The sequence below is a fragment of the Legionella navarrensis genome (genome assembly GCF_052527415.1).
The window spans coordinates 54169-69534 of record NZ_JBNVZR010000008.1 but is presented as its reverse complement, the minus strand read 5'-3'; the positions used below and the strand labels follow the sequence as shown (position 1 = coordinate 69534).

The following is a 15366-nucleotide window of genomic DNA, read 5'->3' as shown; positions in this document are numbered from 1 at the left end:
AAATTTTCCTTATTTAAAAATGAGTAAAGAGCAGGCTGCGTCTGACTTCCAAGAGAATCATACTACATTAAAAGACAATCCAGCCAGTTTTTCGATAAGAAAAATACTTGCGGTTTGCTCTAAAAATAGACTATTATTTCACCTTAGTGGCTTATAGTTAAACTGAAAACGCATAAACAAAACAATAAGGAATAAATTGTAAGCGATTGGCAGCTGTCTTAATACATTTGTACGCATTAAGGAATAACGTTATGAATAATCAAGATATAATCGCTTTAATTAACAATGGAAATTCACCAGAAACAACAGCAGCAAATCTAATTGAATTATTTGAAACAAACAGAGAAGACTTCTCCAGAATAACCTTCTCAGAAGGTCAGAATATATTTCATCATCTTCTTCTCAATAAAAAAACAAAAATTATTGAACTGATGATAGAGCATGAAGGCTTAATCAAACTCTGCGATATTCCTGATAATTTCGGTCAGACTGTACTGCATTATTTAGCTAAAACACCGGATTTAGATCCTGTTTTTATGGAAAAAATAAGCAAACGCCTGTCTCACCTGTTAAATACCCAGGACGAACATGGCAATACTACCCTGCATGTGGGTGTCGTCAATGATAACACAGTCTGGATTCAAACCTTGATGAACGAACCTGGGGTTAATCGTGTTTTGGCGAATGCAGAGCAAAAAACCCCCTACGATTTGACCAGCAGCCCGCTTATCCACTCTCTTTTAAGGTCTATTGATTTGTCAAAAATCAAACTGAGCAATCTGCCCGACGAAGAGGTTCTGGCCACCCAGAGAAAAGAGATGAGAGATACCTTTCCACTGTTAAGCTCCAATGATCGCGGTGCGCTTGCGTCCTCTTCCAGCCCGGTGCTCAGCGATTCAAACGGCTCTCTGACGTCCAGCAGCAGTCAGAGCAGCTGCGACTCGTCGTCGCCGCGCAGGGACAGTAGCTATCGGGAAAATCTGATTGAGTTACTTAGCCAGGATCCATGCGAATACAATAAGCTGTTACAGACATTCTGCTCCCATTGCCTGGGCGCGGACATCGATGCAGACGACCAGTTAAAAACGCTGCTGCTCAATTCACGAAAAAATATCCGCCTGCTTAACGATGCCCAGACCGTGCTGTCGCCCATTCTGCAGGCTCAGGAATATAAATTTCAGCAGGAAAAAAAGCAGCTGCAGACCAGCTTTCTCGAAACACTCAGCATGGGCGGCCTGTTTGCGGTTTTACCCCCACCCATAACACCGGATTTTTCGCATATAGACAGCGAAAAACCAAGGCAGCTGCTGTCAAGCCTGTGGTTAATCTGCGCCGGTCAGGACACGGTTGATTCGGAACGAAACCTGGATTTGATACAGCTGAAATACTGCGCCATTGGTTTGCATAACAGCAAGCCCTTAAACGATCTACTAACGCATCTCAACTCGTTATTCCCATCCTTTGACCACTACCAGAAGTTATTTGCCAACTATCTGGTCTGGCAGCTGATAAGCCGTAATCTGGCTTTGTTTTATGACCCAGAAAACCCAGTCTGGGAGCAATGGGGATCGTTTAAACAACAGAATGCCAGCAACGACAGCGGCCTTGGAGAGCTCGGCCGTCAGTTGAATGAATCGATAGATATGCTGATTTCCAGGAGAGCACACCTTTGCAATTCGAAATTATTAAAAAACTGGCAAACGTTAATGACCCTGTCCTGCCACAGTGTGTTTAATCAGGAAAAACTGTCATTTGGACAACTGGTCCAGGACGCCATATCTGCAGGCTCTTCTGAGCAGGCAGGTCTTATCAATACGATTGCCGGCGAGCTTAAAAAACACGGTAAATCCTGGTATCAAAGACTGTCTACCCATCCATTTGAATCGGAAGAGGGCCAGGCGGTTATATCGGAAAATGCGCGTTATTTTGATCAGTTATTTGATTATTTTTCTTATAAAGTCCTTAAGCCTGATGCTCCTGTAAAAAGGCAGTCAGCATTAAAATTCCTGCTGCGGCTGGCTCAGCAGCTTTACGCATCAGATGGCGACATGCCACGTGATTTGAATCATTTTAAACTGGTATTTCAGGTAATAGATTCTCCTCCCATATCCCGCCTGAAAAGTCTGTTTTCAGAATGGAGTCCGCATGAACAGCTTATCTGGAAAGAAATGAAAAAATTCATTACTGAAGGAAACGAAAAATGGATACGGCAAACCATCCGCGTTGAAGCAGACAGCCTGTCTCCTGTGTGTAATTTTGCAAAGGATTACGAGTTCGCCCGGCAAAACGAAACACCCGTTTACAGGCTGGCAATGTGCGGAAAAGCATTGGAGCCGCTGGAGCAGTCAGCTCAGATTGTTCAATTTGATTCGAGTGTTTATCACAGCGATTTACCAGGATATTTTAACGACTACGTCATAAGCTCGGCCAAAGAGCGCGATGCCCGCTCATGCCGAATCCAGCCCAGAGAAAAAATGGACGTTTTGAACCTGAGTGAATCCGCTGAAAACATCGCAGAGGACTTGATCACAACAATGACAGACTTTAAGGAAGATTTCTTAAACAGAGGCGTGATACCCGGTGTGGTCTGGGGTAAGCGAACCAGGCCGGCTGCAGAGATTACGGATGTATTAATGAACTGGGCACAGACCCGATTATCGGCGCTGGACAAGACTCAGATCCAGGCTCCACTGAAAGAATTCAACAGTACCATGCTTTATTTAACCAAGGTAATCAATCAATACGATCACAGCAACCATCCGGTTAAAATAAACCCCTTGAGCATGATGGATAAGCTCAATCAGCTAAAATCATCATTACTGAATGCCGACAGTCGCGCTGCCGCGCAGTCTTCATCCTGCCCGGAAAAAAAATCCAGCGGCTCGGGGATGTCCAGGTTCTTTCAGCGTCGACTTTCGTTTCGTGGCGATCCTCACGGAGCAAGCTCGTCAACACCCAGCCGCAAATCCTGATAAGAACAGGCCGCCGGGAGATCCATCCCGATGGAAATTGCTATCAATGGATACCGCGGTCACGCCGCGGTACGACGGCGTTAGGGGATGGGGATCAACTGTCAACAGCCCCTGGCAAATAATAAACAAGACATTGAATGATTCTATGATAGACTGCGCGCCTAAATTTTACCCTTTAAACTCAAAATATCATCACGAGGTATGCGCATGTTTCCCGCCAGTTCCAAAGACCATTCAGAAAACTATTACAGCTTAAGTACCGAACAGATTGCCATGGCAGACGCCCTAAACCATTTTTGCTCTTCGGATATAAAACTCGACATACTGAAAAACCAACCCGAATACCATCAAAGCAGAATCGCACTGATTCAGTTGTTTATGTTTAGCTGCAATCTGGCACAGCTGCGGAGAGACGCTAAGGGCGAACAAACATGCCGTCAGTTCCTTAAGACAGCAGGCCAGATATGCGAGCCGGAGGCCGCAGAGCAGGCCCGCCTGCCAAATCCGCTGACAGAACCCGCAGAATTTGATCAAAAGTTACGCTTTAATTATGAGCTGGCAAAAGCATTTGGTGAAAAAATCAGAGAATTGACCGCACTGGAAAAATACCCAGAAGCGGACCTGGAGCCGACAGGCCTTAAGATGGACTGGGGCTTATTTGCTCCCACGCCTCCTCGCAATCAGGCTGAACGGATCGCCTTGCAGATGCAGGCTATTCAGGATTTTTGCCGCCGCGAGTCAACAAATGCATTATTCAGCAATCCAGACCTGACAGCACAACTTATTGCGCTATATGATTTTTTTGGCAAATACGCCGTATTCTCGCGCCAGCCTAAAGACATTGCCTGCGCCAGACAGGCACTGGCTACCCTGAAAAAAACAGATCCAAAGCATATTAAAATTGTACGGGATGATACATTTCGGTTGCTGAGCAGTAACGCGTTTATTAAGCTGCTGAGTACCGCTCATAAAGCATGGCAGGTGCTGCAGGAAAAAAATCTTGACCGGATTCAAAAAAAAGTCGGCATGATATATTGCATGTTACCCAGGGAAAATCAGAACGACCTGCCCACCCTGCTGAGCCTCATCAGACATTCGGTGGAACACATCCGATTTCTGGCTCAGGAGATGCCGAGGCAGCCACTGCCTCCTGCCTGGCAGATACGGGCGCGTACCGGCCCCTTAAGACTGATACTTCAGCCGGAGCACCTGCCCAGACTCGACAAAGAAAAAATCTTTATACTTCAGAATGTTATGCTCTTATCTGCGGTGGAATGCACCCAGTATTTACAGTTTAAGCCAGACAGCCTCTCTGTCAGGGAATCGTTTGAGGTCATTCTGAGTCTTAGTAGGACCTTAATTCAAATACCTCATCTTGATCATGACCTGATGTTTAAATTTATACGGACCTGCCTTGCTGTCCCGGCGTTTTCGGAAATCAGCGCGACCGTTTTGGGATATTTTAAAGCGATGGCGCCGGAGTATGCCAAAGTGGTATCACAGCTGAAGATCAGCAGGCCCGCCCTTCCGGATATCCTCGGCCACTTTCTCATAAATGATGAGAGTCATGCAGTAAAAGCGCATCAAACGTCTGCGTCAAAAAGACGGGCGGCCAGGGCAAGGAAAGAGCGACACCTGACCGCTGCTCAAGAGGCCGCAGCGGTCAGCCTGACGGCATTCTCGCTGCAGAAAATACCTGCTCCGATGCCTGAGGAGGAACCACTGCCTGTAGAGCAGCCATCCATTGCTGAAAGCGGTGTGCCTGAATCAGAAGCGCCGATTTCGTCTGCAGAGCCTGAGTCTTTATTATTTGAGGACATCGACATTAACGCCTGCCTCTTTGCCTCCGAGCTCGCTGAAAAAGCGGCGCGGCTGAACGGGCTCTGGAAATCATTGCTCAGCGTTATGGCTGAGCAGCAACGTAACGCTAATACGCTTTGTCTGCTTGATAATCCTGACGAGCAACCAGATAATCCAATTGAACGGTTTGTGCTCAGGCAGCAGGAGCTGGACAACGCCCGCATCCTGGCTGAACAGCGTGAGTTACTCGATCAGGAGTTCGGCATGGAATACCATGCCTTCAACGGATGGATCAACCAGTATACGCGGGCTCAGGCGCCAGCGCTCAATGTGCATCATGACGTCGTGGTCGATCAAGTCTGGCAGGATTACTTTGTTGACATGTATGAGGGTGCCGCGGATTTACAGCGGGCCGAGCAGAATGTATCCAGCATGAAACGCGAACCCGGACTGATTTTGAATGCCCTGCGCATGATGGCTAACCTCAAGCAAAATCCGGCCCCCATTCTGATGAATTTCCTGAATGAGCGTGCTGGAAAAATCCTTGAACAGGCCATGAAACAGGAACGCCATCTGCTGATGGATGCCTTGTGGCGAGGTTTTGAAACGGGTGACGCGCTGGCGTTTTATTGTCTGCTGGACAAATTTAACTATATTCCCATCGTGTTTCCTGAACTGGCGTTGAAACTGCTGTATTCATCTCACCGGGCCTATGAAGAGAATAACATCATGCAATTGCTTGAGGAGGTGAACCAGCTCCCGCCCGAAAAAAGAAATCGCAAAGAGCTGTTTCGCGATGTTCTGTTATGCGAGGGGCGAATTGATCGCTCGTTTACACGATACAGCCTGTTTCATGCGAACATGGCCGCAGCTCAAAGAAGTCAGGCGAGGGAGATGTGCGAGCGCTCCTCGCAGTACGTCAACATTAAACAGCTGTAGGTTGGGCCTTGGCCCAACAATGGCTCTGGTGAGATATTCTTTGTTGGGCCAAGGCCCAACCTACTGCTTTTATGTACATTATTAAATCATTCGGCACTAGCTTAGGATCTTCGCCTGAACCCTGCGCCCTTTTAACTTCCCATTCTGCAGATACTGCCAGGCTTTTTTTGCCTGGCTGCGGTGAATGGCAACGTAGGAATTAAACGGCGTGATGTCAATTTTGCCCACGCAATCGGCAGGAAGTCCGGCGTCTTTGGTCAAGGCGCCGAGAATATCTCCGGCGCGTATCTTGTCTTTTTTGCCCATGAACAGACACAGCGTCTGCATCTGGGGTAATAAAGCCATCTTTTCGACTGCCTTCAGCTCCTCAGGTTTACCCCAGACAACAGGGTTTGCCTGAGCCTCCTCAATCATAAGAACACGCTGCGCATCACCCGGAACCGTCAGGCTGAAAGCCAGCCCCTGATGACCTGCCCGGCCAGTACGACCGACCCGATGCGTGTGCACGTCGCGCTCAAAGGCCAGCTCGTAGTTGATCACCACAGGCAGCTCTTTGATATCCAGTCCTCTGGCGGCCACATCCGTAGCCACCAGAATAGAGCTGCTGCGGTTGGTGAAGCGCAGCATGGCCAGATCCCGCTCGGGCTGCTCCATATCACCATGCAGCGCGGTGGCACTAAAACCAGCCTGAATCAGGCGATCGGCCAAATCAGCTACCTGTTGTCTGGTGTTACAGAAGATCAGTGTCGATTCGGGTCTGTGTCGATACAAGAGCGACTGCAGCACAGAAAACTTGTCGGCTGCCCGTGGAACTTCGAAAAAACGCTGCTCAATGTCCTGTCGGGCCTGCGTTTCCTCGATACGTATATCCTCAGGATTTTGCATAAACTGCTGGGAGATCTGTCTGATTTCATCAGGCCAGGTTGCAGAAAACAGCAGGGTCTGTCGTTGTTTCGGGCAGAGAGACATAATGACTTTCATATCATCAAGAAAACCCATATCAAGCATACGATCCGCTTCATCCAGCACCAGTGTAGTCAAGCCGGCCAGCGTCAGAGATCCTTTATCCAGGTGCTTTTGCACGCGCCCCGGCGTGCCAACCACAATATGTGCGCCATGTTTTAAGGAGTCTTCCTGTGGCCGCATGGGTATACCGCCTGATAAATTTACTATTTTCACATTGGGCAGAAAACAGGCCAGACGCCGTAAGGCCTGGCTGACCTGCTCTGCCAGCTCACGCGTGGGGCATAAAATCAAAGCCTGAACGGCAAACCACTGTAGTTTCAGGCGATGCAGAATGGGCAGGCCAAAGGCTGTCGTTTTGCCACTACCCGTTTTCGCCTGAGCCAGGACATCCTTTTGTTGCAGGATAACAGGAAGACTGTGCTGCTGAATGGGGGTCATTTGTTGATATTGCAGGGATTCCAGGCTTTTCAGTAATTCATCCCGCAAAGGCAGGGAAGAAAAAGCCGTTTCATGTTCGCTGTGCTGAGTCATGGACTGTTCCGCTCGTTTTTTAATACAGCTGTCTATATTATCACAGATGTGCGCACAGCGCAGAAAAGCCGGGACAGCGAGTCCACGTTTGAATCCATGAGCCATGGCGCCATTTGTGCCATCCAAAAACACAATATGATTGATGATGATACACTTAATAGGGTATAATATAATCATATCGTCTATTTTTTAATACTTTCGGGTGAAAAGGCTCATGAAACCAATAACGAGATTAACAGAAACCGAGGGTGACTACTCCCGTAACTCGGCCTTTATCAGTGAAGCCAATACCGGCGTTGAACAGCTCAACCGCCTGATAGCGCAGTTTAATCGGGCAAAAACAAAAGAGCAAAAACTGGAAATATTACTGGAATTGCAGCAGCACACGACTCATATCATCAATAAATTTCCACCTGCACTCATCGCCCAGTCACCTGAATTCCAGCGTATTTTCCAGATTGAGATGGTAAAATCCGTGCAGGAAGAATTGAAGAAAATCGGTGTTGAGTCGATTTACCAACCCAGACTGGATGAGGAGGAGTATTCGCGTCTGGCAACCTCGTCCAAATCATGGAAAACATCATTCGATCGCCTGCGGAAAGGAAAGGGAGTTTTCGGTGAATTGAGCGGTCTGGAGGGAATCCGGGCCGCGATTGAAAGCACCTCGCAGCAAACGTCTGAACAGGGACTGCATCGTGAGCTCATTCGTCTGAAACGCAGCGTGCGCACCTGGATTGCAGAGCAGAGCACCCTGACCGATAAGCAGGCACAGGCCATGAGAGATCTCGTGTCTGCCACCAATGCCCGGTTGCTCAGCATGGAACAGAAAAATCCGTCTCTGGGCACGCAGCCCTTAGTCCAAAACAACCCTTTTGCTGAGTTCATTGCCAACATGCCGCCTGAAAAAGTCGCCGGATTGACGGAAATTCTGGCCCGTGGCAGCAAATACAACCGCGAGGAAGAACTGGCAAAATTATATGCCCCCGGAGAACCGGGCGCCAAAACCTTTGCCGGGTTGCTCTCTACTCATAAAATTAAATTTTTAGGTGGAAAAAATGCAAGAAATCTGACCGTTGAAAGCACAGACGGCCAGCATACATTTGTTATCAAAGTAGACAGGCGAGGCAATACGCCCAAAAGTCTCGAAGAAAAAGTGACTGACAGTGCGGCGGGGATCTACCTGCCAAATCTGGCAGTGGACCGCAGCATCACTATTATTAATAAAAAACGCGAACCAGCTACACACAATCTGCAAGTCAGCGAATATTTTGCTGGTGGAGATCTGGTAAGTCACAGTAAGCAGCACAAGACGGACGAGGCACGTTTAAAATCAGCGGTCAATATCTATCGGCAACAGGCGCAAATGCTGGTAGACATGGGACGGGAAAACGTGGCCGTCAGCGATCTGAAAAACGCAAATGGACTCATCGATAAGCATGGGAAACTCAGGCTGGCCGATACAAAATCGCTGCTACCTGTTACGGATGGGATGATTATAAAACACAACAATGACAGTCAGTGGTTTGATTTCGTCTCGACACAGTATATGGATCCCCCCGAAGTGCGCAAAGACATACTGAGGGATGATTTTTCCTTCAATGCCGATCAATACCATGCCTGGATGCTGGGTAAAAATCTCTATCAGTACCTCACTGGTTGCGATAGCGCGTATTTGAACAGGCAAACAAACGGCCAGGATTTTGATTTTTCCAAGCCGTTATTTGAATCGGAAGAAGGCAGGCAATGCCGCACGCTGATTCAATCGCTGGTTCGATTAAATCCGTCTGAACGCATGCCGGTCGCTGATGCGCTGCAACAGCTCAGCATGCTGGATAACGGTCTGAATCCTCGTGCCGAGGCTTCATCCGAACAAATGGCGGCTGCCAGTTCGTCTGCTCCTTCCACCCCCAGTGAAAAGAAAAAGGGTGTGTTATCGAGGCTGAATCCCTTCAAAGGCTCAGCCCCGAGACAGACACCCATAGCGGGCTCCAGTACACAGCAAACCTATGCAGCCAGCAGCAACGATCCAGGCATGCCGCCAGCAGCCAGGGGCAAGGGCAAAGCCCGTCCGGATCCCCTTCAGGAAGTGAAAGCAGACTGCCAGCAGCTGGAAAAAGAACTGTCAGCCTTGAAAAAAAGACAGGGCGAGAACCAATCAGGCTACGAAGAGCGCCTGACATCAGCAAACAGTGCAGCGGACTGGACAGGTCTTAAAAAAGATTTAAGCAAAGACATTGAACGCGTGACCGACGAGCTTATGAAAGCAGTACGCCGGGAATGCGGCACTATTGCCAGAGAGATTAATGCGGTTCGTGCCAAACGAAATGAGGAAAACCTCGATTTTAAGGGCCATATCGCATCTCCAGCCAATCTGGCCTCGCTGGATGACCTCAAAAGGCGTTTGCAGGCAACCTTTGACACTGAAAATGAGCTTTTGAGGGCGCATTTAAAGAGCGAATGCAGTGAGCTGCGTGATGCTATTGCACAGCATGCCGTTGGCATGAACGATCGGCACATGCAAGAGTATTTGACTGGGATTGATAGAAGTCTCAGATATACAGAAAGGTTAGCTGACCTTGAAAACCTGAAAACCAATCTGTCGGCCACGCTTTATGCTGTCAGTTCGGCCGATGTGCATGAAATCCAGAACACGGTTGCCAATTACCGCACGGGCAAAACCGAGTTCTTTGCGGTTAATAAAAACGTAAAGGCCGCAAGTATTGAAGGTGCTCTGGCCGCGGTTCCTCTTCATCTGAGAGGCAGTATTTTTGATGAAGGGCAAACGAATCAACAAGTCCGCGAGGTAAAAAAGGAGCTGGCAAGACACCGCTATTTCGGTAAACGCGGTAAGGTCTACACGCAAAATGGCGAAGTCGATGCCAGCAAAGCAGCCAGCACCTTCCGCAGTGTGAAAGACCGGGTTCAACGGATCAAGGAACAGGAAAGACAGGATAACCCGGGTAGAACGCTCGAAGATAAGCCTAAATTCACGCCTTGATGAAAATCATACCCTGTCAAAAACCCCGGATTACGGCTGCGCCTGATCCGGGCTACAGCCCCTGCCAGTACGGCACCCCAAAACACCGTAGCCCGGATTAGGCGCAGCCGTAATCCGGGAACCACACCCTGTAACAACTTGACAACTGACTGTCTAAAAAGTTAGCATCAAGTTCCATTTAAATCACAACTGATTTTTTACTATAACCATGGGGCAACCGTGAACACCGAAAAACGCACATGGCTGACTATGGTATACCCATGGATCCTCTGGACCATCGCCGCCAGCTTTTTCTTTTACAAGTACTTATTGCAGGTATCACCCAGCGTAATGACGGGCGACTTGATGCGCGCCTTTCAGATTAATGGCGCCGGGCTTGGCAACCTGTCGGCCTTCTATTTTTATGCTTATCTTGTCATGCAGATTCCCGTCGGGATCATGCTGGATCGATACAGCCCCAGACTGCTGACCAGTGCGGCCATCATACTCTGCAGCCTGAGTACGCTGATGTTTGCAGAAACGCACAGCCTCTGGCTGGCCTGCCTCAGCCGCGCCCTGATGGGTGCCGGTGCCGCCTTCGCAGCCGTCTCCTGCTTCAAGCTGGCATCGGTCTGGTTTTCTCCCCGGCGTTTTGCCCTGGTGTCAGGTATGTTCATGACGGCAGCCATGCTGGGTGCGGTTGGCGGGCAAATGCCCCTGTCGGTTCTGGTTCATCAGGTTGGCTGGCGTTCAGCCATGCAAGTGGTCGGCTTTATCGGACTTCTCCTGGCTGCCATCTATTTTTTTGTTGTGCGGGACAAAGCCGGGAACCCCCAAACGCAGCATGCGCAGGGACATGAAAAAATCTCGCATTTGCTGGGCCGTATCATCTTCAATAGACAGGCCTGGGTATTATCACTCTACAGTGGGCTGGCCTTCGCGCCGGTTTCCGTGTTTGGCGGGCTGTGGGGCGTGCCCTTTCTTCAGGTCGCATATGACCTGTCGCGTGATCATGCCGCTCTGGCCGTATCCTCGATTTTTATCGGCTTCGCTGCCGGTGCGCCTTTCTGGGGCTGGTTTTCCGATTACATACAACGTCGCAAAACGGTCTTGTTTGTCGGCACCTTCTCTGCCCTGCTCTGCCTGCTGGTGGTCCTGTACAGCAACAGCCTGTCCTTAAGTACCTTAATCATCCTGCTGTTCTTCTTTGGCTTCGGTGCCAGCGGCTTTTTTACCAGTTTTGCCATGATTCGCGAATTGTTCCCCATTGTGCTGGCAGCAACGGTTCTCGGCATCATGAACACCTTCAACTCCGTATTTGAAGCCTTGTTTGAACCCCTGGTTGGCGTTTTCCTTGATAAAACCTGGCATGGTGAAACGGTGGCTGGCGTGCATTCCTTTTCGGTAACTGGGTACCATATTTCGCTGTCGCTGTTGCCTGCGTCCCTGCTGCTGTCTCTGCTGACCCTGCTGTTCATCAAGGAAACGTATTGCCGCTCGAATGAGGAATAAGACGTCTTACAGTACTTTTTTCACAAACTGCGACTTCAGCTTCATGGCGCCAATACCATCAATTTTGCAATCGATGTCGTGATCGCCGTCCACCAGGCGGATATTTTTAACTTTCATTCCAACCTTCACCACCAGAGACGAGCCTTTTACCTTTAAGTCCTTGATAACGGTGACCGTGTCTCCATCCTGCAAAACGGTACCGTTCGCATCTTTAATCACGCGCCCCGTTTCCTGCTCCGCTTCGGCGGCGTTCTTCTGCCATTCATGGCTGCATTCCGGGCAGACCAGATGGTCGCCGTCTTCGTAGGTGTATTCTGACTGACATTTGGGACAATTGGGCAGGGTGTTCATATAAAGGTTTCCTGATGTTGATTACAGACGGACATAGTACGATTTTACAGGGTATTTGTCATATTTATCGGCAAACGCATTTTAATCTCGGAGCGTGCGTTGATAATTATCCACGGGCTCCATTTTTGCAAGATCATCGACGATCTTATCCAGCGCTTTAACCGAATCGGTTTTTATGCCGGTTTTCTTTGTAAACCAGTTTTGCCCCTGTTTCAGTAAACGGCCTTCTTCTGATTGCAGCAGTTCAGCTTTTTTAGCCTCCAGAGCCACTCTGTCACCTTGAAATGGAGCCAGCGCCCGGGCGAAATGCTGCAATATATGTTCCTTTAACTCCCCTCCAGCTAATGCTGTGTTCGTAATATAGTTGTATGTGCGTGTTGCATCTGCTCTGACTATTAATTGCTGGTTATACATTTTTTCACGAAAGGTGTAACAGATTTTTATATTAGCCTGCAGTAAAGGACTGCGTTCATCAGGAGCTGGTGAATTGTTAGCCCTCTTCGCAACAGCTGATGCCGTACCATAACCCGCCGTTCCGGCCGAAGGACTCTCACTGTTTTTTTTATGATTTGTCGAGAGAGGCTCAGGCGGTGAGCTGCGGGCGGCTGATGTCGAACTCGAGGGACTGGCTTTCGCCCGAGTAGGCTTTTGTTCTGCAATAGCCTCTAATGCGGCTCTTCTCGCCTCCGCACGGGTCTTTTCTGCCACCACGTCGAGTCTTGAGTTCGTAGCCGGTGCTTTCTCCTGCGTTGATATAAAGGTTTTGAGCGCAGCCCGACTGTGCAGAGACATAGATACTTCCTCAGCATTTGACTCTTTCAAATGAGCGGACAGCTGGCCTGCCGCTAGTTTCGTTGCTCGAGGATCGTTCGGATTAAACTCAGCTATACGGCGCTTACCCGGATTGGAATCATAATACTGAATCTTTATAGTGCCTTTGTCCGTATGCCTGATACGCAGTCCCATGACGTGATCCTGAGTATAGAGCAAGGCACGCTCGGCTTCCGGTTTGGCGATGATTGCCTGAATAATGGCCGTGGCCGCCGCTTTTCGTTCTGTAATATCTGATATCTCCATTGTTTTAACTGCTTTCTCACGTTCAAACAATTCCTGCCGGTATTGCGCAGCCACTACCCGCCGCATCACCGGATTTAACAGATCGCCTTTGGCCGTTTCTTTTGCCTCAAGCAGTCTTTTGTGAAATTTATCCGTAGCCAGCCAGTTGAGGGTGAAGCCGAAGCAGGCTCCATCGATGTTTTTTAACAGGGGATATTTTTTCAGGTACTCACCTTGATTGAAGGTATAGGCATTATCAACTCTGTTTTTATTTTTCAGATAAGCGCTGTTCATTTTTTCATATCTATCGGCATCGGTTGTCTGCAGGCGTGCCAGGCTTCGTTCAGCAAAACCAATGTCCATTTTATAACGGGCCTTTAGCTCTTTGTTATTTAATCTGTCATGCAGGGCATCCAGATCCCGGTCGCTGCTGACAAATAAGGCTCTCGCCTGAATCAGGCGCTCCTGACGTTTCGGATTATTACCCATCATTGCCAGGCTTTTTTCGCCGAAAGCAGGATTTATCTTGTACAGTTCCAGTAAATGATAATTGCTCAGCCGGTTATGTAATACGTCAATCTGCTCTGGCTTGAGCTGCCCCAGTACCTCCGACATGCGGGTCCTGTCATCCAGCGCAGGGGCAAGCATCTGCAGAGGATCCTGGATCATTTTCAGATAGACGAAATCCTGTACCGCCTTGTCCTGCTTAAATAAGTTGCGTGCCTGAGCGTTAGCCTTTGAGTTAAAGTAGTCAAAAATATCGTTGGCGCTGCGACCTGCCAGACTTTTAATCAGCTCATTACTATCTGGGTTCGAGCTCTGTGTGTACGTCATTTCCATTACGTTCTTTGAACGAGACTTGGACTTTATTTTAGGCAATTGAGTCACCAAACGGTCTTGATGCATAAATTTATTATAGACCGTTCAGAATATATTGAGGCCGATTTTATTTTTTAAACAAGCCCTGCCACTGCGACAGCATATCCTGTACCTGCTGCTGCCACCGATCCGTGACTTGCCTGTATTCGTCTGTGTCGCCTGCAAAGGGGTTGGTAAGGCCTGGATTGACCGTTGCAGCGAAAACTTTTTCCAGCATCTCTTTAAAAGCCTGGTTCATGGGATGATGGGCTAAGATAATAAGCTGACGCAGCATGTCAGAGGATAAAAACTTACTGCTGCCACTTTCCATTTCGACAATAATCTGGAGCAGGGTTGCGTTGGTTAAGTCCTGCCCCTCTTTCGAGTCCTCTACGCGAAAGGGGATGCCCTCAACCACGTAGCGCTGCAGTTCTTCTACGGTTATGTATTGGCTGGTTTTGGTGTCGTACAAACGACGGTTTTTGTATTTTTTAATGAGCCGGGTCATGTTGGCATTCTCTGAATATTTTTGTGACAGTTGTTATGTGATTCCCGGATTACGGCTGCGCCTGATCCGGGCTACGATCTGCGCCGTACTGGGACTGTAGCCCGGATTAGGCGAAGCCGTAATCCGGGAAAGCAGGCTTAGTACATATGCAAACCACCGTTCACACTCAGGTTGGAACCGGTCATATAACAGCTTTTATCATCAACCAGGAACTCAACCACCCAGGCAATTTCTTCTGGCTCAGCCAGCCGTTTGGCCGGGATCATTTCAATAATGGATTGCAGAATATCCGGTCTGATGCCTTTCATCAGGCGGGTATTCACATAACCCGGAGAAATGCTGTTTACAGTTACCTGTTTTGGCATCAGCTCCTGAGCCAGGCTTTTGGTAAAGCCATACACGCCGGATTTAGACGCAGCATAATTGGCCTGTGAATACTGCCCTTTTTGCGCGTTCACGGATGAAATGTTAATAATGCGGCCACTCATCTGATTGCGCATGGTATCCACAACCTGACGTGTCACGTTAAACATGCCATCCAGATTAACGCGCATTACTTCGTCCCATTGCTGCTTGGTCATTTTATTAAATACGGCATCACGGGTAATGCCCGCATTATTGACCAAAACATCGACACGACCAAATTCCGCGATGATTTTACCCACGACTTCTTCGCATTGGTCAAAATCGGTCACATCCATGCGGCGAAAAAGAATATTGGTAAAACCCTGCTCGTTTAACGCGGCCTGCCATTGTTCTCCCTGGTTACCTGGGAGAATATCGAGGGCGACGACCTGTCCAAACGTAGGGCTGAGCTGTCTGGCGATTGCCGTTCCAATATCTCCAGTACCACCTGTAATTAATGCCAGTCTGTCTTTTTTCATGGACGTTTCCCC

At 48.7% G+C, this 15366-nt stretch carries 9 protein-coding genes; 4 read left to right on the top strand and 5 right to left on the bottom strand.

What is annotated here, in order from left to right:
- Nucleotides 1-251: 251 nt before the first annotated feature.
- Both ACQUTA_RS06570 and ACQUTA_RS06565 read left to right on the top strand, forming a co-directional pair.
- The gene (locus ACQUTA_RS06570; RefSeq protein WP_444987426.1) at nucleotides 252-2972 is read left to right on the top strand and encodes a RasGEF domain-containing protein; all 2721 of its coding nucleotides are present in this window, start codon (nucleotides 252-254) and stop codon (nucleotides 2970-2972) included.
- 207 nt (nucleotides 2973-3179) lie between these two features.
- Nucleotides 3180-5711 carry a hypothetical protein gene (locus ACQUTA_RS06565; RefSeq protein WP_444987425.1) on the top strand — a complete coding sequence of 844 codons (2532 nt, stop codon included), beginning with the start codon at nucleotides 3180-3182 and terminating at the stop codon, nucleotides 5709-5711.
- A 96-nt stretch (nucleotides 5712-5807) separates the two neighbouring features.
- Here the strand turns inward: ACQUTA_RS06565 and dbpA are convergent, their stop codons facing one another.
- Nucleotides 5808-7208, bottom strand: a complete 1401-nt coding sequence (gene dbpA / locus ACQUTA_RS06560; RefSeq protein WP_444987465.1) for an ATP-dependent RNA helicase DbpA — start codon at nucleotides 7206-7208, stop codon at nucleotides 5808-5810.
- Nucleotides 7209-7422: 214 nt separating this feature from the next.
- Between dbpA and ACQUTA_RS06555 the strand changes: the two genes are divergently transcribed.
- Together ACQUTA_RS06555 and ACQUTA_RS06550 are read left to right on the top strand one after the other, a co-directional pair.
- Nucleotides 7423-10206, top strand: a complete 2784-nt coding sequence (locus ACQUTA_RS06555) for a protein kinase family protein (protein WP_444987424.1) — start codon at nucleotides 7423-7425, stop codon at nucleotides 10204-10206.
- Nucleotides 10207-10425: 219 nt separating this feature from the next.
- Nucleotides 10426-11697 carry an MFS transporter gene (locus ACQUTA_RS06550; RefSeq protein ID WP_444987423.1) on the top strand — a complete coding sequence of 424 codons (1272 nt, stop codon included), beginning with the start codon at nucleotides 10426-10428 and terminating at the stop codon, nucleotides 11695-11697.
- A gap of 6 nt (nucleotides 11698-11703) precedes the next feature.
- Here the strand turns inward: ACQUTA_RS06550 and ACQUTA_RS06545 are convergent, their stop codons facing one another.
- The 4 genes from ACQUTA_RS06545 to phbB form a co-directional block, all read right to left on the bottom strand.
- Complete coding sequence (locus ACQUTA_RS06545) at nucleotides 11704-12048, bottom strand: zinc ribbon domain-containing protein YjdM (RefSeq protein ID WP_444987422.1); 345 nt, start codon at nucleotides 12046-12048, stop codon at nucleotides 11704-11706.
- Nucleotides 12049-12129: 81 nt separating this feature from the next.
- Nucleotides 12130-13938, bottom strand: a complete 1809-nt coding sequence (locus ACQUTA_RS06540) for a hypothetical protein (RefSeq protein WP_444987421.1) — start codon at nucleotides 13936-13938, stop codon at nucleotides 12130-12132.
- Nucleotides 13939-14050: 112 nt separating this feature from the next.
- Nucleotides 14051-14470: a polyhydroxyalkanoate synthesis regulator DNA-binding domain-containing protein gene (locus tag ACQUTA_RS06535; protein WP_444987420.1), complete on the bottom strand. Its 420-nt coding sequence runs from the start codon at nucleotides 14468-14470 to the stop codon at nucleotides 14051-14053.
- Between the two features lie 137 nt (nucleotides 14471-14607).
- Nucleotides 14608-15354 carry an acetoacetyl-CoA reductase gene (phbB, locus tag ACQUTA_RS06530; RefSeq protein WP_444987419.1) on the bottom strand — a complete coding sequence of 249 codons (747 nt, stop codon included), beginning with the start codon at nucleotides 15352-15354 and terminating at the stop codon, nucleotides 14608-14610.
- Between the last annotated feature and the right edge of the window lie 12 nt (nucleotides 15355-15366).

Bases quoted from the DNA above. Each gene is read 5' to 3' on its own strand.
- ACQUTA_RS06570 (WP_444987426.1), top strand. From the start codon at position 252: ATGAATAATCAAGATATAATCGCTTTAATTAACAATGGAAATTCACCA.
- ACQUTA_RS06565 (WP_444987425.1), top strand. From the start codon at position 3,180: ATGTTTCCCGCCAGTTCCAAAGACCATTCAGAAAACTATTACAGCTTA.
- dbpA (WP_444987465.1), bottom strand. From the start codon at position 7,208: ATGACTCAGCACAGCGAACATGAAACGGCTTTTTCTTCCCTGCCTTTG.
- ACQUTA_RS06555 (WP_444987424.1), top strand. From the start codon at position 7,423: ATGAAACCAATAACGAGATTAACAGAAACCGAGGGTGACTACTCCCGT.
- ACQUTA_RS06545 (WP_444987422.1), bottom strand. From the start codon at position 12,048: ATGAACACCCTGCCCAATTGTCCCAAATGTCAGTCAGAATACACCTAC.
- ACQUTA_RS06540 (WP_444987421.1), bottom strand. From the start codon at position 13,938: ATGACGTACACACAGAGCTCGAACCCAGATAGTAATGAGCTGATTAAA.
- ACQUTA_RS06535 (WP_444987420.1), bottom strand. From the start codon at position 14,470: ATGACCCGGCTCATTAAAAAATACAAAAACCGTCGTTTGTACGACACC.
- phbB (WP_444987419.1), bottom strand. From the start codon at position 15,354: ATGAAAAAAGACAGACTGGCATTAATTACAGGTGGTACTGGAGATATT.